The organism is Streptomyces sp. NPDC001617, assembly GCF_053596855.1.
Map to the genome: position 1 here is coordinate 1 of NZ_JBSFHA010000004.1, position 21,070 is coordinate 21,070.

Annotated in this window: 17 protein-coding genes and 1 pseudogene; 11 read left to right on the forward strand and 7 right to left on the reverse strand. The window is 70.6% G+C overall.

Annotation, left to right across the window (positions count from 1 at the left end):
- Positions 1-401: 401 nt before the first annotated feature.
- The 3 genes from modB to ACWC09_RS04215 all read right to left on the reverse strand — a co-directional run bounded on the left by modB (position 402) and on the right by ACWC09_RS04215 (position 2,728).
- Positions 402-1,334, reverse strand: coding sequence for a molybdate ABC transporter permease subunit (gene modB, locus ACWC09_RS04205; protein ID WP_450848305.1), 933 nt, complete (start codon positions 1,332-1,334; stop codon positions 402-404).
- On the reverse strand, positions 1,331-2,161 hold the full coding sequence (modA, locus tag ACWC09_RS04210) for a molybdate ABC transporter substrate-binding protein (RefSeq protein WP_450848307.1): 831 nt from the start codon (positions 2,159-2,161) through the stop codon (positions 1,331-1,333). The genes modB and modA overlap by 4 nt, the downstream gene beginning before the upstream one ends.
- A 171-nt stretch (positions 2,162-2,332) precedes the next feature.
- Positions 2,333-2,728 carry a TOBE domain-containing protein gene (locus ACWC09_RS04215; RefSeq protein WP_450848309.1) on the reverse strand — a complete coding sequence of 132 codons (396 nt, stop codon included), beginning with the start codon at positions 2,726-2,728 and terminating at the stop codon, positions 2,333-2,335.
- A 104-nt stretch (positions 2,729-2,832) separates the two neighbouring features.
- On the opposite strand from ACWC09_RS04215, the gene ACWC09_RS04220 reads away from it, so the two are divergent.
- Complete coding sequence (locus ACWC09_RS04220) at positions 2,833-3,453, forward strand: DUF1707 SHOCT-like domain-containing protein (RefSeq protein WP_450848311.1); 621 nt, start codon at positions 2,833-2,835, stop codon at positions 3,451-3,453.
- On the opposite strand, the gene ACWC09_RS04225 is transcribed toward ACWC09_RS04220, so the two are convergent.
- Positions 3,431-3,949: a hypothetical protein gene (locus tag ACWC09_RS04225; RefSeq protein ID WP_450848312.1), complete on the reverse strand. Its 519-nt coding sequence runs from the start codon at positions 3,947-3,949 to the stop codon at positions 3,431-3,433. The genes ACWC09_RS04220 and ACWC09_RS04225 overlap by 23 nt on opposite strands.
- Before the next feature lie 106 nt (positions 3,950-4,055).
- On the reverse strand, positions 4,056-6,005 hold the full coding sequence (locus ACWC09_RS04230) for an amino acid transporter (RefSeq protein WP_450848314.1): 1,950 nt from the start codon (positions 6,003-6,005) through the stop codon (positions 4,056-4,058).
- 471 nt (positions 6,006-6,476) lie between these two features.
- Here ACWC09_RS04230 and ACWC09_RS04235 point away from each other — a divergent pair, with 471 nt between their 5' ends.
- Entirely contained in the window at positions 6,477-7,982 is a 1,506-nt protein-coding gene (locus tag ACWC09_RS04235) for a hypothetical protein (RefSeq protein WP_450848316.1), read from the forward strand.
- Between the two features lies 1 nt (position 7,983).
- On the opposite strand, the gene ACWC09_RS04240 is transcribed toward ACWC09_RS04235, so the two are convergent.
- On the reverse strand, positions 7,984-9,558 hold the full coding sequence (locus ACWC09_RS04240; protein ID WP_450848717.1) for a Na+/H+ antiporter: 1,575 nt from the start codon (positions 9,556-9,558) through the stop codon (positions 7,984-7,986).
- A gap of 313 nt (positions 9,559-9,871) precedes the next feature.
- On the opposite strand from ACWC09_RS04240, the gene ACWC09_RS04245 reads away from it, so the two are divergent.
- Positions 9,872-11,719 carry an NAD-binding protein gene (locus ACWC09_RS04245; RefSeq protein WP_450848318.1) on the forward strand — a complete coding sequence of 616 codons (1,848 nt, stop codon included), beginning with the start codon at positions 9,872-9,874 and terminating at the stop codon, positions 11,717-11,719.
- A gap of 12 nt (positions 11,720-11,731) precedes the next feature.
- On the opposite strand, the gene ACWC09_RS04250 is transcribed toward ACWC09_RS04245, so the two are convergent.
- Positions 11,732-12,277: a hypothetical protein gene (locus tag ACWC09_RS04250; protein ID WP_450848320.1), complete on the reverse strand. Its 546-nt coding sequence runs from the start codon at positions 12,275-12,277 to the stop codon at positions 11,732-11,734.
- Positions 12,278-12,534: 257 nt separating this feature from the next.
- Between ACWC09_RS04250 and ACWC09_RS04255 the strand changes: the two are divergent.
- The 8 genes and pseudogenes from ACWC09_RS04255 to ACWC09_RS04290 form a co-directional block, all read left to right on the forward strand.
- Positions 12,535-12,750 (forward strand): annotated as a pseudogene (locus ACWC09_RS04255) (amino acid permease); the annotation flags it as partial.
- A 104-nt stretch (positions 12,751-12,854) separates the two neighbouring features.
- Positions 12,855-13,028 (forward strand): hypothetical protein, encoded by a 174-nt coding sequence (locus ACWC09_RS04260; protein WP_450848322.1) that lies wholly within the window; start codon positions 12,855-12,857, stop codon positions 13,026-13,028.
- Positions 13,025-13,114 carry a K(+)-transporting ATPase subunit F gene (kdpF, locus tag ACWC09_RS04265; protein ID WP_450848323.1) on the forward strand — a complete coding sequence of 30 codons (90 nt, stop codon included), beginning with the start codon at positions 13,025-13,027 and terminating at the stop codon, positions 13,112-13,114. The genes ACWC09_RS04260 and kdpF overlap by 4 nt, the downstream gene beginning before the upstream one ends.
- Positions 13,115-13,121: 7 nt before the next feature.
- Positions 13,122-14,801, forward strand: a complete 1,680-nt coding sequence (gene kdpA / locus ACWC09_RS04270; protein ID WP_450848325.1) for a potassium-transporting ATPase subunit KdpA — start codon at positions 13,122-13,124, stop codon at positions 14,799-14,801.
- On the forward strand, positions 14,798-16,927 hold the full coding sequence (gene kdpB / locus ACWC09_RS04275) for a potassium-transporting ATPase subunit KdpB (RefSeq protein ID WP_450848327.1): 2,130 nt from the start codon (positions 14,798-14,800) through the stop codon (positions 16,925-16,927). The genes kdpA and kdpB overlap by 4 nt, the downstream gene beginning before the upstream one ends.
- A 6-nt stretch (positions 16,928-16,933) precedes the next feature.
- Positions 16,934-17,566 (forward strand): potassium-transporting ATPase subunit C, encoded by a 633-nt coding sequence (locus ACWC09_RS04280; RefSeq protein ID WP_450848329.1) that lies wholly within the window; start codon positions 16,934-16,936, stop codon positions 17,564-17,566.
- Positions 17,567-17,832: 266 nt separating this feature from the next.
- Entirely contained in the window at positions 17,833-18,516 is a 684-nt protein-coding gene (locus ACWC09_RS04285) for a response regulator (protein ID WP_450848331.1), read from the forward strand.
- A gap of 2 nt (positions 18,517-18,518) precedes the next feature.
- Entirely contained in the window at positions 18,519-21,062 is a 2,544-nt protein-coding gene (locus tag ACWC09_RS04290; protein ID WP_450848333.1) for a DUF4118 domain-containing protein, read from the forward strand.
- The last annotated feature ends 8 nt before the right edge of the window (positions 21,063-21,070 follow it).

Sequence of the window (21,070 nt, forward strand, 5' to 3'; positions counted from 1 at the left end):
GCGCGAGGTCGCCCGCGAGGCGTGGGACGGCGGGCTGCTCCAGGTGCCGGGCGCGGACGCCGACTGGGCGGTTTCGTGGTCGGGTGCGGGTGGCCCCTGTGGGGGCTGGGCGCCGTCGGCGGCTGCGGGGCTGTGTTCTGTGGCTGCGAGATCGCCGTCTGCGAGCGCGGGGCTGTGTTCTGTGGTTGCGGGATCGCCGTCTGTGGCCGCGGGACCGCTGTCTGCGAGCGCGGGGCTGTGGTCTGTGGCCGCGGGACCGCTGTCTGTGATTGCGGGGCTGTGGTCTGTGGTTGCGGGATCGCCGTCTGTGGCGGCCGCGGGGTTGTGGTCTGCGGTTGACGGGGCGCCGTCCCGGGGCGCGGCGTGGGGATGGGTGGGGGGCTTGACCCGGTCGGTGTCCTTCATGATGTCGTCATCCAGCGGTCCCGCAGGCCCGCCAGTACCGCGATCGAGACGGCCAGGAGGACCAGGCTGAGGGCGATCGCTGCTTCTGGGTTGTTCTGGAGGGCCAGGTAGACCGCCAGGGGCATGGTCTGGGTGCGGCCCGGGAAATTGCCGGCGAAGGTGATCGTCGCGCCGAACTCGCCCAGGGCCCGGGCCCAGGCCAGGACCGCGCCTGCCGCGATGCCCGGGGCGATCAGGGGGAGGGTGACCCGGCGGAACGCGGTGAAGCGGGAGGCGCCCAGGGTGGTCGCGGCCTCCTCGTAGCGCGGGTCCGCCGCGCGCAGGGTGCCCTCGACGCTGATGACCAGGAACGGCATTGCCACGAAGGCCTCGGCGACCACCACTCCGGTCGTGGTGAAGGGGAGCGTGATGCCGAACCAGGAGTCCAGCCACCGGCCGACCACGCCGTTGCGGCCGAGGGCCAGGAGGAGGGCGACGCCGCCCACGACCGGGGGGAGCACCAGGGGGAGGGTCACCAGGGCCCGTACCAGGCCTCGGCCCGGGAAGTCCGTGCGGGCCAGCAGCCAGGCCAGGGGGACGCCGATGACCAGGCTCACAGCGGTCGCCGCCGTGGCGCAGAGCAGGGACAGACGCAGGGCCTGCCAGACCTCGGGGCTGGTCAGCTGGTCGGGGAGGGTGCTCCACGGCGCCCGTACCAGGAGGGCGACCACGGGGAGCAGGAGGAAGGCCAGGCCCAGGAGGGCGGGGAGGAGAAGAGGAAGGGGGACGCCGGGGGATCGGGTACGCCGGGTACGTCGCGTCCAACGGGCCTGCCGACGGGGGCTGTTGGGGGAGTGGCCCCGGTGGCCGTCGGTCTTGCGGACACGCCCGCGCCGCGGCCCACCCTCGAGGGTGTCGGCCGCTGCGTCGGGCTTGTCGGTGGACGTCACGGCTTGAGGAACCCGGCTTCGGTCAGGACCTTCTGACCCTGGGTGGACCGTACGAGGGCGATGAACTCCTTGGCCGCCGCCGCGTTGGGGGCGTTCTTGAGGAGAGCGATCGGGTAGGCGTTGACGGCGTCGGCGGACTCGGGGAACTCCACGCCCAAGACCTTGCTGCCGGCCGCCTTCACGTCCGTCTTGTAGACGACGGCCGCGTCGGCCTCCTTCAGCTCGACCTTCGTCAGGGCGCTCTTGACGTCCTGCTCGTAGGAGACCGGGGTGAGCTTCAGCTTGCCGGCGGTCAGGGCCTTCTGGGCGGCGGCGCCGCAGGGCACCGTCTTGTCGCACAGCACGACCTTCAACGAGGACTTGGTGAGGTCCTTGAGGGAGGAGACCTTGTCGGGGTTGCCCGGCAGGGTGGCGATCTCCAGTTGGTTGCGGACGAAGGTGGCGGGGGTGCCCACCGCGTCGTTCTTGTCGGTCACGATCGCCATCGTCTTGGGGCTGGCGGCCGCGAAGACGTCGGCCGGCGCGCCGCCGGTGATGCTCGCGGCCAGCGTGTCGCTGCCGCCGAAGTTGAAGGTGACCTTGGTGCCCGGATGTTCCTTCTCGAACTCCTTGCCCAAGGTCGTGAAGCTCTCCTGGAGCGAGGCGGCCGCGAAGACGGTGACGGTGCCGGACAGCTTCGGCGAGGAGGACGCGGACGACGAGGTGTCGGACTTCGTGGAGTTCGAGTCGGAGTCGGACGAGGAGCAGGCGGTCAGGGCCAGCAGCGCGGCGGCTCCTGTGCCGGCCACCTGCAGGGTCCGGCGGGTCCGGCGCGCGGAACGGGTCATCACGGGTCCACTCCCTCGGTTCTCGTCGCGGAGGGGCCGTCGGGTCCCTCCCGTGCGCCGATCATACTGGCGCATATGCGAGGTGTAAGTCTCCTGTCGCATTGCATGAGCCGGAGTAATGGCTTCGTAGGGTGGCATGTGCGTTCGTACGGAACGGGCGGTGCCGGTGGGTCAGGTGCGGTCGATGTGGACGTTCGTCGACTTCACCCGGGCCGTGGCCTCCATGCCGACCTCCAGGCCCAGTTCCTCCACGGCCTCCCGGGTCAGCAGGGAGACCAGTCGGTGCGGGCCGGCCTGGATCTCGACCTGGGCGGCCACGTCGCCGAGTTTGATCGCGGTGACGATCCCGGGGAAGGCGTTGCGGACCGAGGTGTACGGGGCTTCCTCCTCGCCGCTGCCGGCCTTGGCGAGTTCGACGGAGAAGGCCGCCAGGTCCCGGCCGTCGATGAGCCGGCGTCCGCCCTCGTCGCGGTGGGTGGCCACCCGGCCGGCGTCCGCCCAGCGGCGTGCGGTGTCGGGGCTGACGCCGAGCAGCCGTGCTGCCTGGCCGATTGTGTAGCTCTGCATGCGGATCACGATAGGGCCGTGAACGGGCCCTCGCGGATACGGGGTTGAGTGTGGGGTATGACGCGATATAGCGTTAGTTCGTGGCCTCGGAGGGGAGTGCGGGCATGGCCGGTGAGCTGTCGCGGGGTGGTGGGGCGTCCGGTGCCGCCGACTCGCTCGGACTGAGGGCCTCGCACGCGGATCGCGACCGGGTCGTGGACGTGCTGCGCATCGCGGCCGGGGACGGCCGGCTGACCGTGGAGGAACTGGACGAGCGCGTGGAGGCGGCCCTGTCCGCCCGGACGGTGGGGGAGCTCGCCGTCCTGACGACCGACCTGCCGACCGAGGTCGCGGGGATACCGGTCGAGGCCAAGGACGTCGTACGGATCGAGCAGCGGGGCGGCTCGGCCCGGCGGGGCGAGGGCTGGGTGGTGCCGCGGCGGCTGGAGATCGAGTCGGAGTGGGGTGACGTGACCCTCGACCTGAGCGATGCGGTGATCACGTACGACACCCTGCGGATCGACCTGGACATGCGCGGGGGCGTGCTGAAGCTGGTGACGCGGCCGGGAATCGTGGTGGACACCGACGGTCTGGTGTTGGGCTTCGCCAAGATCAAGGCCCGGTCGGCCGGGGAGCCGGGCGCGCCCGTCGAGCTGCGGGTCGAGATACACGGCCGTAAGGACTTCGGGCGGGTGGTGGTACGGCCGCGGCGGCGGGCGTTCGTCAGGAGAGACCCGACGCCCTGAGGACCGCCCGCGCGGTCTCGTCGTCGATCTCGTGGCCGAGGCTGCGCAGTACGTCCGTGCCCTGGCGCAGGGTGCCGCGTTCGAGGGAGCGGCGGACACCGGTGTCCAGCTCGTGCCAGAGCAGGGGGTCGGCGAGCAGGACGCGGGGGTCGAGCTCCACATGCCCGCCGTGGGCGTCGCGCAGGACGAGGTGCGAGGAGGCTCCGCTGTACTGGCGTACGGCGACCAGGGCGTCCGTACGGACCATGTGCCGGCACACCGGGCCGCGTACGGCGAGCCAGCCCGGCCCCGCGGTCACACGGGGCGGGAGCAGCACGGTGAAGACGGCTGCGGACAGGGTGAGCCAGAGCAGCGCGCGGGCCGGGGTCAGGGTCTCCGCGTCCCAGTCGACCAGCATGGTCATCGCGCAGAACGTGAGAGCGCAGCACACGGCGAGCCGGACGCTGCCACGCCAGTGGCGGTCACCCGCCGGGTTCGGCGGTCTGCTTCTTGGCATGAGGTGACCGTAGAGCGCGGAAGGCGGGACGGGAGCTGCTCCTGACGGCGTCCTGATGCCGAGGGGCGGCATCTTGACGGAATCCTGACGCTCGCCGCGATCGTGCTCAGCCCGTGTGGACGCGCGGGCGGCGGGCGCGGTCCGGCTCCGCCTCGCGCAAAACCTCCCGGGTGACCGGGGCGACCTCGCCCTGGCCGAAGAGGAAGAAGCGGAGGAAGTTGGCGAAGGGGTTGCCCTCGGTCCACTCGAAGTAGATGTGCGGGGTGCAGCCGGTGGAGTCGCGGGCGTGGAGGAGCAGGGCCGCCAGCGCGTTGGGGATGGAGGACGACTCCAGGGTCAGGACGCGATAGCGCTTGTGCAGAACCTCGCCGCGCACCCTCAGGCCCGCCTCGAACTCCGAGGGGTCGGTGACCGTCACCTCGACGAAGACGAAGTCCTCGCCGGGGATGTCGTTGTCCTCCTGGATCTGCTGGATCTTGTCGCGGTACTCGGCCTTGTCCCGCTGGTCGGGCTCGTTGGCGATGAACCGTATCTTGCGGCTGGCCATGTCCCGGATGAATCGTTCCGCCATGTCGTCGAGCTCGACATGCGTGACGCGCAGCTCGAAGGCGCGGGCCAGCCGGGACAGGAGGGAGACCAGGATGATGCCGGCGATGAAGCAGGCACCGATCTTGACGCCGTCGGGGCGTTCGACGACGTTCGCGCCGGTGACGTAGAGCAGGACCGCCGAGACGACGCCGAAGCCGATCGTCAAGGCGCGCTGCCCGGCGCGGCGGGATGCGATGGTCACCGCGATCGCCGCCGAGGACATCAGGACCAGCACACCGGTGGCGTAGGCGCCGCCCTGGGCGTCGACGTCGGCGTCGAAGATCCAGGTGACCAGGAAGCCGACCAGGGTGAAGACGATCACCATTGGGCGGACGGCACGGGCCCAGTGCGGGGCCATGCCGTAGCGGGGCAGGTAGCGCGGCATGAGGTTGAGCAGGCCCGCCATCGCGGAGGCGCCGGCGAACCACAGGATGGCGATGGTCGAGACGTCGTAGACCGTGCCGAAGGCGTTGCCCAGGTACTCGTGGGACAGGTACGCGAGCGCGCGCCCGTTGGCCTGGCCGCCGGACTTGAACTCCTTCTCCGGGATCAGGACCGTGGTGATGAAGCTCGTGACGATCAGGAAGATGCTCATGATCACGGCGGCCGCCGTGAGGAGCTTCTTCGTGTCGCGGATACGGCCCCCGGGGTTCTCGTCGGTGTCGCCCGCGTCGCCCTGGACGTGCGGCATGACCGCGACGCCGGTCTCGAAGCCGGACAGGCCGAGGGCCAGCTTCGGGAAGACCAGCAGTGAGACGCCGATCATGGCGAAGATGTTGCCGTGCTCGGCGGTGAGGGCGTTGGACCAGTCGGTGACCACATGACCCTCGGTGGCGACGTGCCACAGGCCGACGACCACGACGACCGCGTTGAGGCCGAGGTAGGCCACCACCAGGGCGACCGCGACGCCGATGGCCTCCAGGAAGCCCTTGAGGAAGACCGCGCCGAGCAGGGCGACCAGGACCAGCGTGATGATCATCCGCTGGCCGTGCAGAACGCTGGTCAGGTGCGGGTTCTCCACCATGTGGGTGGCCGCGTCCGCCGCCGACAGCGTGATGGTGATCAGGAAGTCGGTCGCCGCGAAGCCGAGCAGGGTCAGGACGAACAGCTTGCCCTTCCAGAACGACAGCAGCCGCTCCAGCATCGCGATCGAGCCCTCGCCGTGCGGGCTCTCCTCGGCCACCCGACGGTAGACCGGCAGCGCACCGGCCAGGGTCACGATCACCAGGATGACGGTCGCCACCGGCGACAGGAGACCGGCGGCCAGGGCGGCGATGCCGGGCTGGTAGCCGAGGGTCGAGAAGTAGTCCACACCGGTCAGGCACATCACCCGGTACCAACGCTGGCCCTTGTGGGCCGGCCCCGGCTCGGCTTGCGGGGCCTGCTGGACACCCTTGCCCATGTCGGACAGGCCCTGCAGCATCCAGGCGCGCAGGCGACTGGGAGGCGGGTACTCGGTGGTGGCCATCGGCGTGCTCCTGAGGTGCGGCTCAGCGTGTGGGTTCCGGCCATCACGCGGACGGCGGAATCAGCGTAAGCGGAGAGTGACGCGCGGGCCCACGGATGGCGGGGCTGTGGGCGTCAAGCTTCCGTTAAGACTGCCTGCTCGGAGTCGTCGCGCGTCGAAAAGGCAAGGTACGCGGAGTTTCGGTGGTATTAGGCCGGGTGAGGGAAGCACTGTCGCCGGCCCCGCGCGGACACCCTGTGTCATGGGACGGGGTGACGGCACGAGGACACCTTCGCCCCGTCGCAGACGCCGTCAAGGTCCCGTCAAACACACCTGATCCTGCGTCAGAGGAGCGTCAACGGACCTCTCGAGTGGCCGGAACCGGTCGCAGACTGAGCGGCGCGGGGGACGGGTGACCGTCCGTGGCCTGGTAGGGGAGGGACCGTGGCGATCACGGCCGGAACATCGCGGAGACCCGATACGGAAGGCGCCGTGCGGCCGCCGGTGCGAGCGGTCGTCCCGGCCGGGGGCGGGCCCGGCCCGCGGCCGCCCCGCTCGGGGCCCACCGGTCCCGGGCACCGGACCGTGGCCGCGCGGGCCGCTCTGCGTCGCCGTTTCCGGGCCACCGTGCCCGCGCGGCTGCACCTGCTGCGCGCGGCCACGGTCCTGCTGGCCACCGCCCTCGCGGCACTCCTGCTGGTGGCCGGCCTTGCGGCGGGCGGCACTTGGGGCAGCGTCGCCGGCCGTGACGCCCCCCGCACCACCAGCGCCGCCGACCTCGACCTGGCCCTGAACGACATGGACGCACAGGCCGCCAACATGCTGCTCGCCAACGGCGACGGTGGAAGAGGGCGGCTCCAGACCCCGTACGGGAAGGCTGTTGGTCTCTACCGCGACGCCCGCCGCCGGATAGGGCACGACCTGCGCACGCTCGCCGTCGCCGCGCAGGGCGCCCGGGGCGACGAACGGACCGTGGAGTCCCTCACCGACGACTTCGCCGAGTACCAGGAACTCGTCGGGCGCGCCCTGGAGAGCGACGGGCGGGTCGGCGGCACGGCGGACGCGCTCGTCGAGTACCGGAAGGCGACGGATCTGCTGCGGGGGCAACTCCTGCCGGAATCACGCAAGTTGGTCGACTCCAACAACCGTGCCTTCGACGCGGAGTACGGCGCGGCCCGCTCCGCCCTCTCCGCGCAGCTCGCCGCCGTCCTCGCGCTCGGTCTGCTGCTGCTCGTCCTGCTCGGGGGCCTCCAGTGGTATCTGGCCCGCAGTTTCCGCCGCGTCCTCAACCCCGGCGTGCTCGCCGCCACCGCCTGCACCCTCCTCGCCGTCGTGCTCGGCACCGAGATGCTGTCGGCCACCTCCGGCCATCTGCGCGGCGCCCGGCGGGACGCCTTCGACTCCGTCGTCGCCCTCTCCCGCGCCCGCGCCATCGCCTATGACGCCAACGCCGACGAGAGCCGCTACCTCCTCGACCCGCAGCGCCGCGACCGCTACGCGCGGACGTTCCTCGCCAAGTCGCAGGAGCTGTACGGCATCAGGGGCGCGACTCTGTCGTCGTACGACTCCCGACTCGCCACCAGCTGGCAGGCGTACCGAACCGACCACCACGACCTGCGCTTCACCGGCGAGTACCGGCGCGAGCTCGACAACATCACCTTTCCCGGGGAGCGGGCCGCGGCCGAGCGGACGGTCGAGGCCTACGCCGTCTACCAGCGCGACGACCGGAGGATCCGGGCGTTGCTCGCGGCCGGCAAGGAGCGGGAGGCGGTCGAGTTCTGCATGGGGTGGGAGCCCGGGACGTCCAACGCGCACTTCGGGGCCTACATGGCCGCGCTGGACAAGGTCACCGACATCAACCGGGCGCACTTCGCCTCGGCGGTGGGGGAGGGGAGGTCCGCCGTGAGTGCGGTGCTGCCGTGGGCGGTTGGTCTGTTGTTCGCGGCCGTGGTGCTCACGGCTCTCGGGCTGCGGCCGCGGCTGGCCGAGTTCCGCTGAGTCAGGCGTCCGTGAGGCGTGCCTCCTCCAGGTCCAGGGAGCGCTGGAGCCGTCTGCGGGTCGTGTCGCTGATGGCGTGCTCGTCGTAGAGGCGCTGGAGTTCCAGCGCTTCCACGGCGATCAGGTCGCGGCGCAGCTGGCGGTAGACCAGGTCGGCGGACTCGACGGGGACCGCATGGCCGTCGTCGTCGGCGAGGCGGTCGCGGGCGTCGTCGCGGCGGGCCGTGAGGCCGCGGCGGAGTCGGTCGAGGACGACGTCGGGTACGGCCTCCAGCTCCGAGAGCTCTTCGAGACGGCGGATGCCGGCGTCGGCGAGGCGGCAGCGGGCGGCGGCCTCCTCGCGCTCGGTGTGGTCGGGTTCGAGGGCGATGCCGGAGCGGCGGACGACCGGGGCGAGGGTGAAGCCCTGTACGACGAGGGTGACGACCACGACCGAGGTGGTCAGGACCAGCACCAGGGGGCGGTCCACCAGGGCCGAGCCGCTCTTCGTGGCCTCCGGGATGGACAGCGCGGCGGCCAGCGGCACGACGCCCCTTGTGCCCGCCCAGGTCAGCACCACCGGCATCCGCCAGTTCATGCGGCTGATCCCGCCCTTGCGCTGCACCACCGCCGACAGGGGCGCCAGCCACAGCAGCCGTACGGCGATGAGGGTGCCGGCGACGGCGAGGGCGTAGAGCGGCCAGGCCCGGTCGCCGTCGGACAGGGCCCGGACCTGGGCGGGCAGGGCGAGGCCGATGAGGGAGAAGACCACGCTCTCCAGCAGGAAGACGACGGTGCCGTAGACCGCGTGCAGCTGGAGGCGGATGCGGGCGTTGGTGAGCCGGTCGCCGCGGCCGCCGAGGACGACGCCGGCGACGACGACCGAGGTGACGCCGGAGGTGTGGGCCGCCTCGGCGAGAACGTAGGCGGCGTACGGTGTGACCAGGGCTATGACCGTCTCCAGGACCGGGTCCTCGGTGCGCCGGCGGATCAGGGTGACGACGGAGGCGACGGCCGCGCCGATGACCGTGCCGCCGCCCGCGAGGACCATGAACTCGCCGCCCGCCGCGCCCCAGTCGGCCGCCGCGGACGCCACGGCCACGCTCACCGCGACCCGGAACAGGACCAGCGAGGTCGCGTCGTTGAACAGGCTCTCCGCCTGCACCAGCATCTGGACCTTGGGCGGCAGCGCGAGACGTCTGCCGAGTGCGGTGACCGCGACCGGGTCGGTGCTGGCCAGTACCGCGCCGAGCACGAACGCCATCTGCCACGACAGCGGCGTCACCAGGGAGGCCACCGCGCCGACCGCCGCCGCGGACGCCAGGACCAGCCCGATGGCCAGGATCCCGACCGGCTTCCAGACCGCCTTCAGCTCGCGCCAGGACAGTTCCTCGGCGCTCGCGTACAGCAGCGGCGGCAGCACCACCAGGCCGATGATCTCGGGGCTGATCTCGATCTGCGGGGTGCCCGGCAGCAGGGCGACGGCGAGACCGGCGACCACGAGGAGAGAAGGGGCGGGAATGCGCCACCGGCGGGCGAAGGTGGCCACGAGTGTGGCCAGTACCACGAGTGCGAGAACCGTTCCGACGCCGCGCATGCCGTCCCCCTGGATTGCGAAGGGGGCCACCGCGGCACCCTGCCGACCAGACTTCCCGGCACACCGCTTTCACCCTATCCCGGCCGCGGCCCGTCAAGACAGTGTCAACGTCCCCGGCAGTGATGTCGTTGCCCCGGCCGCGTACGAGGTCGGCAGTGCAGTGGTCTGACCTGCCCGTCTTGGCGTGTTCTTGATTCATTCTTTGATGGTTGTCAGGTGCACGGCCGGAACAGTGCCGCCCTCCCCGGCCGTTCTGCCTCTTGTGACGTCAACTCTCCCCATCCGCGCGGATTCCGGACAGCGAGCACAGCACATGATCATCTGCGGTGACGACGGGCTCGCGCACCGGCTCGCCGTCGAACTGGACGGTGTGTGCGGCGAGATGGTCACCGTCGTGCTGCCCTCCGCAGGCGACGAGCACGGCGCCCGGATCGCCGCGCTGCACCGCGACCCGGACTCGCCCGTCGAACTGCACCTCTCCGCACGGCCCGACGAGCGCACCCTGAGAGCGGCGGGCGTCGACCGGGCCGCCGCCCTCGCCCTCACCTACCGGGACGACCAGGTCAACATGACCGCCGCTCTGCTGGCCCGCACCATCAACCCCTCGGTCCGGCTGGTCGTCCGCATGTTCAACCGCGAGCGCGGCCGCCATCTGGAACGGCTCCTGGACCGGGCGGCCGGACTGTGCGACGACCCCGCCCAGGACACCTCCACCACCGTGCTCTCCGACGCCGACACCGCCGTACCGGAACTCGTGGCGGCCGCCGCCGTGGGCCACGGCCACACCCTCCAGGTCGAGGGCAAGGTCTTCCGCGGTGTCGTACGGGCCGCGGGTGCGCCGGCGCAGGCGACCGACCTGACCACCCTGGCCGTCCTGTCCGGCGCCCACCAGGACGACCCGGCCAGCCAGGACAGCGCGGAGACGCCCGGGGAGGACGGCATCCAACTGCTGCCCGACACCCGGACCGCGTACCACCGGCAGTTCACGCACGGCCGGCTGATGCTGGAGGAGATCAGTGGGGACGCGGCCGAAGCGGCCGTCCGCCGACTGCGTCTGCATCCCCGCACCTGGTTGCGGGCGCGGCTCGCCCGTCTGCCGTGGAAGGTGTTCCTCTCCCATCAACTCGCCGCCGTCTACGGGGCGTTGGGCGCCGTCGTCGTGGCGCTGTCGGCCGCCACCGCGCTCTTCGCCGACGAACACCCGTGGTGGAAGAACTTCTACCTCCCGCTGCTGGACATCTTCACCATGGGCGACCCGGCCACCGACGAACCGGTCGCCCGCCGCGTCCTCCAACTCCTCGCCGGTTTCGTGGGGTTGGCCGTGCTCCCGCTCGTCGTCGCCGCGACCGTGAACGCCACCGAGGCCTTCCGCACCGCCTCCGCCAACCACCCGCCCGACGACGACGTGAACGGCCACATAGTCCTCGTCGGCCTCGGCATGGTCGGCACGAGGGTGCTGGCCCGGCTGCGCGCCGCCGACCACCAGGTGGTCGCCATCGAACGCGACCCGCACGCCCGTGGCGTCCCCCTCGCCCGTGAACTCGGCGTCCCGCTGATCCTGGACGACGCCACCTCCCCGAAGGTGCTGGACCTGGCCCGTGTCCGGCAGAGCCGCTCGCTGCTGGTGCTCACCCGCGACGACGGGCAGAACCTCGACATCGTCATGGCCGTCCGGGAGACCAACCCCGCCGTACGGGTGGTGACACGGCTCTACGACGACGGGTTCGCGGCGACCGTCCAGCGCACCCTGCGCGCCTCCTACCCGGACGCCCTGACCCGGAGCAGAAGTGTTTCCGCGTTGGCCGCGCCGTCGTTCGCCGCGGCGATGATGGGCCGGCATGTGCTGGGGGTGATGCCGGTGGAGCGGGGCTCACTGCTGTTCACCTGCGTGGACGTGGCCGGGCATCCCGAGCTGGAGGGGCGGTCCGTGCACGAGGCGTTCCGGGAGAACGCGTGGCGGGTGCTGGCCGTCGGGGCCGCCGCCGGACCGCTTCCGGCGGCGTCGGCCGCGGACAGCCTCACCGGGCTGCGGCCCGACCGCACGGAGTTCGACTGGCGTCCGGCACAGGCGCGGGTGCTGCGAGCGGGGGACCGGGTGGTGCTGGCCACGACTCGGCGCGGGCTGGACATCCTGATGACGGGCGTGCCGCCGCGGGACTGAGCCGAGGAACCGTCACTTCAGGTCGGAGACCTCGAACACCGTACGTGCCGTCTCGCGCTCCACCCGCTCCGCGATCCGGTCCAGCGCGGTGGTCCCGCACAGCAGGGTGCCGAGCGTGAGTGACCTGCGGGCGTCCTGGTGGAGCCGGTGCCAGAGGTCGGGGTTGTCGACGAGGACCTGGGGGTCGAGTTCGACACGTTCGCCGAAGACGTCCCGGAACACCAGACGCTGGGTGATCCCGTCCAGGCAGCGCACGGACACCAGGAGATCGGTGCGGACTCTGTGGGCGCGCAGCAGGCGGCGTGAGGCCAGCCAGCCCTCGCCGGCCCGGATCCGGGCCGGGCAGAGCGCGAGGAAGAGCAGCAGCGCGAGCGCGATCCACAGCGCACCGCGTCGGGCGGACAGGGTGTCCGCGCCCCAGTCGATCAGAAACAGCAGGGTCAGCAGTACGACGGCGCAGCGACCGGCACTGACCAGATCTCGCGCCCAACGGCGGTCGTGAACCGGGTGACCGGAGGTGCTGGGCCTCTGGTCACGCGCGTCGTCGCGGTGTCCCATGCGCCAGACGCTAGAGACCGCGCGGCACGGCGGAACGGACCTTGACGGGACCCATACGGCCCGGCCTCCCTTCTTGACGCCACGACAGCGACCTGCCGTCCGTCGCTCAGGTCGCATACCCGTCAAGGACGTGTCAAAGACGCCGGTTTCGGCGCGAAGAACCCGCAAGGGACGGTCGGCGGCCCGGAGAACGGGACACGACCTGGGGCACGGCACGTGACGGTCGTACGCGGCCGACGTCCACACCGCACGCGGGTTGTACGCCGGCCTCCCTGGGCCGCCCCATCGCCGCCTACCTCCGTGAGGTGTGCGCGTCCGAGCCGGCCACCCGGGTCACCGTGCTCATCCCGGAGACCGAGCCGGAGCGGCTGTGGCAGCGGCTGCCGCAGGACCAGCGGGGCGCGGTCGTCGCGCACGCCGTGCGCAGGGAGACCGACGCGGTGATCTGCCGCCTGCGCTTCCGGCTGTTCTGAGGCGGCCGTCCGAGCCGGTTGTTCCGAGCCGGCCTTTTCGAGCCGCAGGTCACAGGGCGGAGCAGTGGCCGTAAGAGACCCGTCAAAGCCGCGCGGAGCGCCGTATGGGACCCGTCAACGAGCGCTCGATTCCGGTCACTGAGCCTGTTTCCTCTAATCGTCCCTGTCCAACGAACCTCATCCAGGAGTTCACGATGGCCGATCTGGCCTTCGTCGTCACCACGATCGCGTGCTTCGCGCTGGTGGCTCTCGTCGCCAAGGGGGTGACGAAGCTGTGACCGCCGAGAACATCATCGGTCTGGTCGTAGCCGTCGCCCTGCTGGGCTATCTCGTCCTCGCCCTGATCTTCCCGGAGAGGTTCTGAGACAGATATGGGTCCCGTACTGGCCGGCGTGCTCCAACTGCTCGCGCTCATAGGCGCGTTGGCGCTCGCCTATGTCCCTCTCGGCAACTACATGGCCAACGTCTACTCCTCCGACAGGCACTGGCGCGTCGAGAAGTGGATCTACAAGGGCATCGGCGCCAACCCGGACACCGAGATGCGCTGGACCGCGTACCTGCGAGGTGTCCTCGCCTTCTCCGCGGTCAGCGTCCTCTTCCTCTACCTGCTCCAGCGGCTCCAGGGCGTCCTGCCGCTGTCGCTGGGCTTCAAGGCCATCGACCCGGACCAGGCGTTCAACACCGCCGCGTCCTTCGTCACCAACACCAACTGGCAGTCGTACTACGGCGAACAGGCCATGGGCCATGTCGTGCAGACGGCCGGACTGGCCGTGCAGAACTTCGTCTCGGCGGCGGTCGGCATCGCGGTGGCGGTGGCCCTCGTACGAGGGTTCGCGCGCTCGCGCACCGGCGAACTCGGCAACTTCTGGTCCGACATGGTGCGGGGCGTCACCCGCATCCTGCTGCCCGGTGCCTTCATCGCCGCGATCGTGCTCGTCGCCTGCGGTGCCATCCAGAACTTCTCCGGCATCCACGAGGTCGGTCAGTTCTTCCATGGGCACAGCATGGGCGGCTCGCAGCAGTGGAACGGCGGGGCGGTCGCCTCGCAGGAGGCCATCAAGGAGTTCGGGACGAACGGCGGTGGCTACTTCAACGCCAACTCCGCCCACCCCTTCGAGAACCCGACGCCCTTCACCAACCTCTTCGAGATCTTCCTGCTGCTCGTCGTCCCGTTCGCGCTGACCCGCACCTTCGGCATCATGGTCGGCTCGGTGAAACAGGGTTACGCGATCCTCGCGACCATGGCCACCATCTGGGTCGGCTTCGTCGCCCTGATGATGTGGACCGAGTTCGCCCACCACGGCCCGGCGTTCGAGCTGGCCCACGGCGCGATGGAGGGCAAGGAGGTCCGCTTCGGGGTCGGCTCCTCGTCGATCTTCGCGGTGTCGACCACACTGACCTCGACCGGTGCGGTGGACTCCTTCCACTCGTCCTTCACCGGCCTCGGCGGCGGCATCACCATGCTCGGCATGATGCTGGGCGAGATCGCGCCCGGCGGTACCGGTTCCGGTCTCTATGGCATGCTGATCATGGCGGTCATCGCGGTGTTCATCGCCGGTCTGATGGTCGGCCGTACGCCCGAGTACCTGGGCAAGAAGATCGGCACCCGCGAGATCAAGCTGGCGGCCTGCTACATCCTCATCACGCCCGCCCTGGTGCTGATCTTCACCGCCTTCGCGATGGCCCTGCCGACCCCGGCGCACTCGATGACCAACAGCGGGGCACACGGATTCTCCGAGATCCTCTACGCCTACACGTCCGCCGCCAACAACAACGGCTCGGCCTTCGCCGGACTGAACGCGGATACCCAGTGGTTCAACAGCACCCTGGGCCTGGCGATGATCCTCGGCCGCTTCCTGCCGATGGTGTTCGTGCTGGCGCTGGCCGGTTCGCTCGCCGAGCAGAAGCCGGTGCCGGCCACAGCGGGAACCCTGCGCACCGAAAAGCCTCTGTTCACCGGCCTGCTGGTGGGCGCGATCCTGATCATCACCGGTCTTACCTACTTCCCGGCCCTCGCGCTGGGCCCGCTGGCCGAGGGGCTGGCGTCATGACGACTGACACCAAGAAGCAGGACTCCATGTCCACAGCCACTCCGACCCGGGCGCCGCACAGCGACGTACCCACCGGGCACAAGTCCCCCGAGGGCCGTGTCGGCGCGGGCCTCTTCGACCCCAAGCAGCTGCTCAAGTCGCTGCCGGACGCGTTCCGCAAGCTCGACCCGCGGGTGATGGTCAAGGCGCCCGTGATGTTCGTGGTGTGGATCGGGTCGGTACTGACCACCGTCTTCTCCCTCAAGGACCCCGGCGACTGGTTCGGGTGGGCGATCAGCGCCTGGCTGTGGCTGACCGTGGTCTTCGCCAACCTGGCGGAGGCGGTCGCCGAGGGCCGTGGCAAGGCGCAGGCCGACACGCTGCGCAAGGCCAAGACGGACACCGTCGCGCGCAGGCTCGCCGGAGACTCCGAGGAGCGGGTCCCGGGAACCGAGTTGAAGATCGGCGACCTGGTCGTCTGCGAGGCCGGCGACATCATTCCCGGCGACGGTGACGTCGTCGAAGGTGTCGCGTCCGTGGACGAGTCGGCGATCACCGGTGAGTCGGCGCCCGTCATCCGTGAGTCCGGAGGCGATCGCAGTGCTGTCACCGGCGGGACGAAGGTGCTGTCCGACCGTATCGTCATCAAGATCACGACGAAGCCCGGCGAGACCTTCATCGACCGGATGATCAACCTGGTCGAGGGCGCGGCCCGGCAGAAGACGCCCAACGAGATCGCGCTGAACATCCTGTTGGCCTCGCTGACGATCGTGTTCCTGCTGGCGTGTGCCACGCTGCCGCCCTTCGCGGACTACGCGGGCACGCATCTGACGATGGTCGTGCTGGTGGCGTTGCTGGTCTGCCTCATCCCGACCACGATCGGCGCCCTGCTCTCCGCGATCGGCATCGCGGGTATGGACCGGCTGGTGCAGCGCAACGTACTCGCCATGTCCGGGCGTGCGGTCGAGGCGGCCGGTGACGTGTCGACGCTGCTGCTCGACAAGACCGGCACCATCACCCTGGGCAACCGGCAGGCCGCCGAGTTCGTGCCGGTCAGCGGGACGACCGAGGCCGAGCTGGCCGACGCGGCCCAGCTGTCGTCGCTGGCCGACGAGACGCCCGAGGGCCGCTCCATCGTCGTACTGGCGAAGGAGAAGTACGGCCTGCGGGAGCGGCACCAGGGCGAGTTGGCCGGGGCCGAGTGGATCGCGTTCACCGCGCAGACCCGGATGTCGGGTGTGGACGTGGACGCGCGTCAGATCCGTAAGGGCGCGGCCGGGTCGGTCATCGCGTGGGTGCAGGAGCGTGGTGGTGAAGTCGCCCAGGACGCACAGGATCTGACCGACCGGATCTCCGAGGCCGGCGGTACGCCACTGCTGGTGGCGGTCGAAGATGCCGACGGGGCGCGGGTGTTGGGCGTCATTCACCTCAAGGACGTCGTCAAGGAGGGCATGCGGGAGCGGTTCGACGAGCTGCGGCGCATGGGCATCAAGACCGTCATGATCACGGGTGACAACCCGTTGACGGCCAAGGCGATCGCCGAGGAGGCGGGCGTCGACGACTTCCTCGCGGAGGCCACGCCCGAGGACAAGATGGCGCTCATCAAGCGGGAGCAGGCGGGCGGCAAACTGGTCGCGATGACCGGTGACGGTACGAACGACGCGCCGGCCCTCGCCCAGGCGGACGTCGGGGTCGCGATGAACACCGGTACGTCGGCCGCCAAGGAGGCCGGCAACATGGTCGACCTCGACTCCAACCCGACCAAGCTGATCGAGATCGTCGAGATCGGCAAGCAACTCCTCATCACCCGAGGCGCGTTGACGACCTTCTCCATCGCCAACGACGTCGCGAAGTACTTCGCGATCATCCCGGCGTTGTTCGCGGCCGTGTACCCGGGCCTGAAGACGCTCAACGTCATGGGCCTGTCCTCGCCCGACTCCGCGATCCTCTCGGCGGTCATCTTCAACGCGCTGATCATCATCGCGCTGGTGCCGCTCTCGCTCAAGGGTGTGCAGTACCGGCCGGTCAGCGCCGACAAGCTGCTGCGGCGGAACCTCGCGATCTACGGCATCGGCGGTCTGATCGCGCCCTTCATCGGCATCAAGATCATCGACCTGCTCATCTCTCTGATCCCCGGGATCGGGTGAAGGACCATGAACAACTCCGTTGTGAACACCGGGCGGTTGCTGGGCGCGGGCCTGCGGGCGCTGCTCGTGTTGACTCTGCTCACAGGCGTGATCTACCCGCTGGCCGTCACAGGTGTGGCGCAGGCGCTGTTCCACAACAAGGCGAACGGCTCCGAGATCAAGGCCGACGGGAAGGTGGTCGGGTCCTCGCTGATCGGGCAACAGGGCTACAGCCTCGACTACTTCCAGCCGCGGCCCGCCAACGGGCTGGGCACGAACTCGGTCAACACCCAGTACAAGCTGATCCTCTCCGGCGCCACGAACCGCTCCGGTGACAACGCCGACCTCATCAAGTGGGTGAAGGAGGCGAAGGCGAAGGTCGTCAAGGACAACTCCGTGCCCGGCTACCCGGTCAAGCCCTCCCAGGTCCCCGCCGATGCGGTCACCTCCTCCGGCTCCGGCCTCGACCCGGACATCTCCCCGCAGTACGCGGAGCTCCAGGTCCACCGGGTCGCCCAGCGCAACCACCTCCCGGTCGCCCAGGTCGAGAAGCTGGTCAAGGACCACACCGAGGGCCGCACGCTCGGCTTCATGGGCGAGCCCCGCGTGAACGTCCTCGAACTCAACATCGCGCTCAAGGCCCTCGCGGCGAAGAGCTGATGGCGTCACGAGACCCGAGCGGGAGTCGGCGGCCGGAGCGATCCGAGCCCGTCGGCTCCCCTGGGGGGTGTCCGGCGGATCAGCCCGGCGTCGGGGGGTCCGGCACGCGCCCCCCACTGCCTCAAGGGCGTGGGGGACCCCCAGGAGTCCGCTCGGCTCGGCCAGGAAGCACCGTGTCTTTCAGCCGACCTGATCCGCCGGACACTCCCCAGCCGTGAAGCCGGTTGGACGTCGGCCGGCGCGTACGAGAGGAGTGGCGCCCACCCATGACCAGGGTGTTGGTGGTGGAGGACGACCCGCAGCTGGTGCGGGCCCTCGTGATCAACATGCAGGCGCGCCGGTACGGCGTGGACGCCGCCTCCGACGGAGCCACGGCGCTGCGCCTCGCGGCCGCGCGCCAACCGGACGTCGTGCTGCTGGACCTCGGGCTGCCCGACATGGACGGCGTCGACGTCATCCGGGCCCTGCGCGGCTGGACCCGGGTGCCGGTCCTGGTGCTGTCCGCGCGCCAGGCCTCCGACGAGAAGGTCGCCGCGCTCGACGCCGGCGCCGACGACTACATCACCAAACCCTTCAGCATGGACGAGCTGATGGCCCGGCTGCGCGCCGCCGTGCGCCGTGTCGAGGAGACCCCGCTCGCTCCCGAGACCACCCGGGTGGAGACCGCCGAGTTCACGGTCGACCTGCTGGCCAAGAAGGTGGTCCGCGGCCACCGGGACGTACGGCTCACACCGACCGAGTGGCATCTGCTGGAGATCCTGATCACCAACCCCGGCCGGCTCATCACCCAGAAGTACCTGCTCCAGGAGGTCTGGGGGGTCACCCAGAGCAACAAGACCAACTACCTCCGGGTCTACATGGCCCAGCTGCGCCGCAAGTTGGAGGCGGACCCCTCGCACCCCCGTTACCTCATCACCGAACCCGGCATGGGTTACCGCTTCGAAGGGTGAACATGGCACGCGGCAAGCTGCGGATCTACCTCGGCGCGGCACCGGGCGTCGGCAAGACGTACGCGATGCTCTCCGAGGCGCACCGGCGCATCGAGCGCGGGACCGACTGCGTCGTCGCCTTCGTGGAGCACCACGGCCGACCGCGCACCGAGGTGATGCTGCACGGCCTGGAGGAGATCCCGCGCAAGGAACTCCAGTACCGGGACACCACGTTCACCGAGATGGACATCGACGCCGTCCTGGCCCGCCGCCCCCAGGTGGCGATGGTCGACGAGCTGCCCCACACCAACATCCCCGGCTCCCGCAATGCCAAGCGCTGGCAGGACGTCGAGGAACTGCTCGCGGCCGGCATCGACGTCGTGTCGACGGTCAACATCCAGCACCTCGAATCGCTCGGCGACGTCGTCGAGTCCATCACGGGCGTACGACAGCAGGAGACCGTGCCGGACGAGGTGGTGCGGCGGGCCGACCAGATCGAACTCGTCGACATGTCGCCGCAGGCCCTGCGCCGCCGTATGGCACACGGGAACATCTACAGGCCGGACAAGGTCGACGCGGCCCTCTCCAACTACTTCCGGCCCGGAAACCTCACCGCCCTGCGGGAGTTGGCGCTGTTGTGGGTCGCCGACCGGGTCGACGAGTACCTCAACCAGTACCGCAGCGAGCACCAGGTCTCCACCATCTGGGGTTCGCGCGAACGGATCGTGGTCGGCCTGACCGGCGGCCCGGAGGGCCGGACGCTGATCCGACGGGCCGCGCGGCTCGCGGAGAAGGGCGCCGGCGGCGAGGTCCTCGCCGTCTACATCACCCGCAGCGACGGCCTGACCTACGCCTCCCCGAACGAACTCGCCGTCCAGCGCACCCTCGTGGAGGACCTGGGCGGCACCTTCCACCAGGTCGTCGGCGACGACGTCCCGGCGGCCCTGCTGGACTTCTCGCGCGGGGTGAACGCCACCCAGATCGTGCTCGGCGTCTCTCGACGCAGGAGTTGGCAGTACGTCTTCGGGCCGGGCGTCGGTGCGACGGTCGCCCGGGACTCGGGGCCCGACCTCGACGTGCACCTGATCACCCATGACGAGGCGGGCAAGGGCCGGGGTCTGCCCGTGAACCGGGGCGCACGGCTGGGCCGTTCCCGGATCATCCGGGGCTGGCTGGTCGGCGTGCTCGGCCCCGTTCTCCTCACCCTCCTCCTGACCGGCGTCGCCCCGGACGTCGGCCTCGCCAACGACATGCTGCTGTATCTAACCCTGACGGTCGCCGCGGCGCTGCTCGGCGGGCTGCTGCCGGCGCTGGCCTCGGCGGCGGTGGGCTCGCTGCTGCTGAACTGGTACTTCACCCCGCCCGTCCACACCTTCACCATTGCCGACCCGCAGAACATCGTCGCCATCGCGATCTTCGTCGGGGTCGCGGTGGCCGTGGCCTCCGTCGTCGACCTCGCCGCCCGGCGCACCCACCAGGCGGCGCGGCTGCGGGCGGAGTCGGAGATCCTCTCCTACCTCGCGGGCAATGTGCTCCGGGGCGAGACCAGTCTGGAGGCCCTGCTGGAGCGGGTGCGGGAGACCTTCGGCATGCGGTCCGTGGCGCTGCTGGAGCGGGAGAGCGAGGTGGCGCCGTGGACCTGCGCGGGCAGTGTGGGGCCGCGGCCCGCGGAGGCTCCCGAGGACGCGGACGCCGACATGCCGGTCGGGGACCACATGGCGCTGGCCCTGTCCGGGCGGGTGCTGCCGGCCGCCGACCGGCGGGTGCTGGCCGCGTTCGCCGCACAGTCCGCCGTGGTCCTGGACCGGCAGCGGCTGCGCAGCGAGGCCGACCAGGCCAAGGAGCTGGCCGAGGGGAACCGCATCCGCACGGCGCTGCTGGCCGCCGTGAGCCATGATCTGCGCACGCCGCTCGCGGGCATCAAGGCGTCGGTGTCGTCGCTGCGTTCGGACGACGTCGAGTGGTCCGAGCAGGACCGGGCCGACCTCCTGGAGGCGATCGAGGACGGCGCCGACCGGCTCGACCACCTGGTGGGCAACCTCCTCGACATGTCCCGTCTGCAGACCGGCACGGTCACGCCGATCGTCCGTGAGACCGACCTCGACGAGGTGGTGCCGATGGCGCTGGGCGGGGTTCCCGAGGACAGCGTGGAGCTGGACATCCCCGAGACCCTGCCGATGGTCGAGGCCGACAAGGGGCTGCTGGAGCGGGCGGTCGCCAACGTCGTGGAGAACGCGGTGAAGTACAGCCCCGCCGAGACACCGGTGCTGGTCGCCGCGAGCGCCATCGCCGACCGGGTCGAGGTGCGGGTGGTGGACCGCGGGCCCGGCGTCCCCGACGAGGCCAAGGAGCGCATCTTCGAGCCCTTCCAGCGGTACGGGGACGCTCCGCGCGGCGCCGGGGTCGGCCTGGGGCTGGCGGTGGCCCGCGGCTTCGCCGAGTCGATGGGCGGCACGCTGCACGCGGAGGACACGCCGGGCGGGGGCCTGACGATGGTGCTGAGTCTGCGGATGGCGGCCGGACGGCGACCGGAGGAACCGGATCTCTCGGCCACGGCGGTGTCGTAGCCGACGGC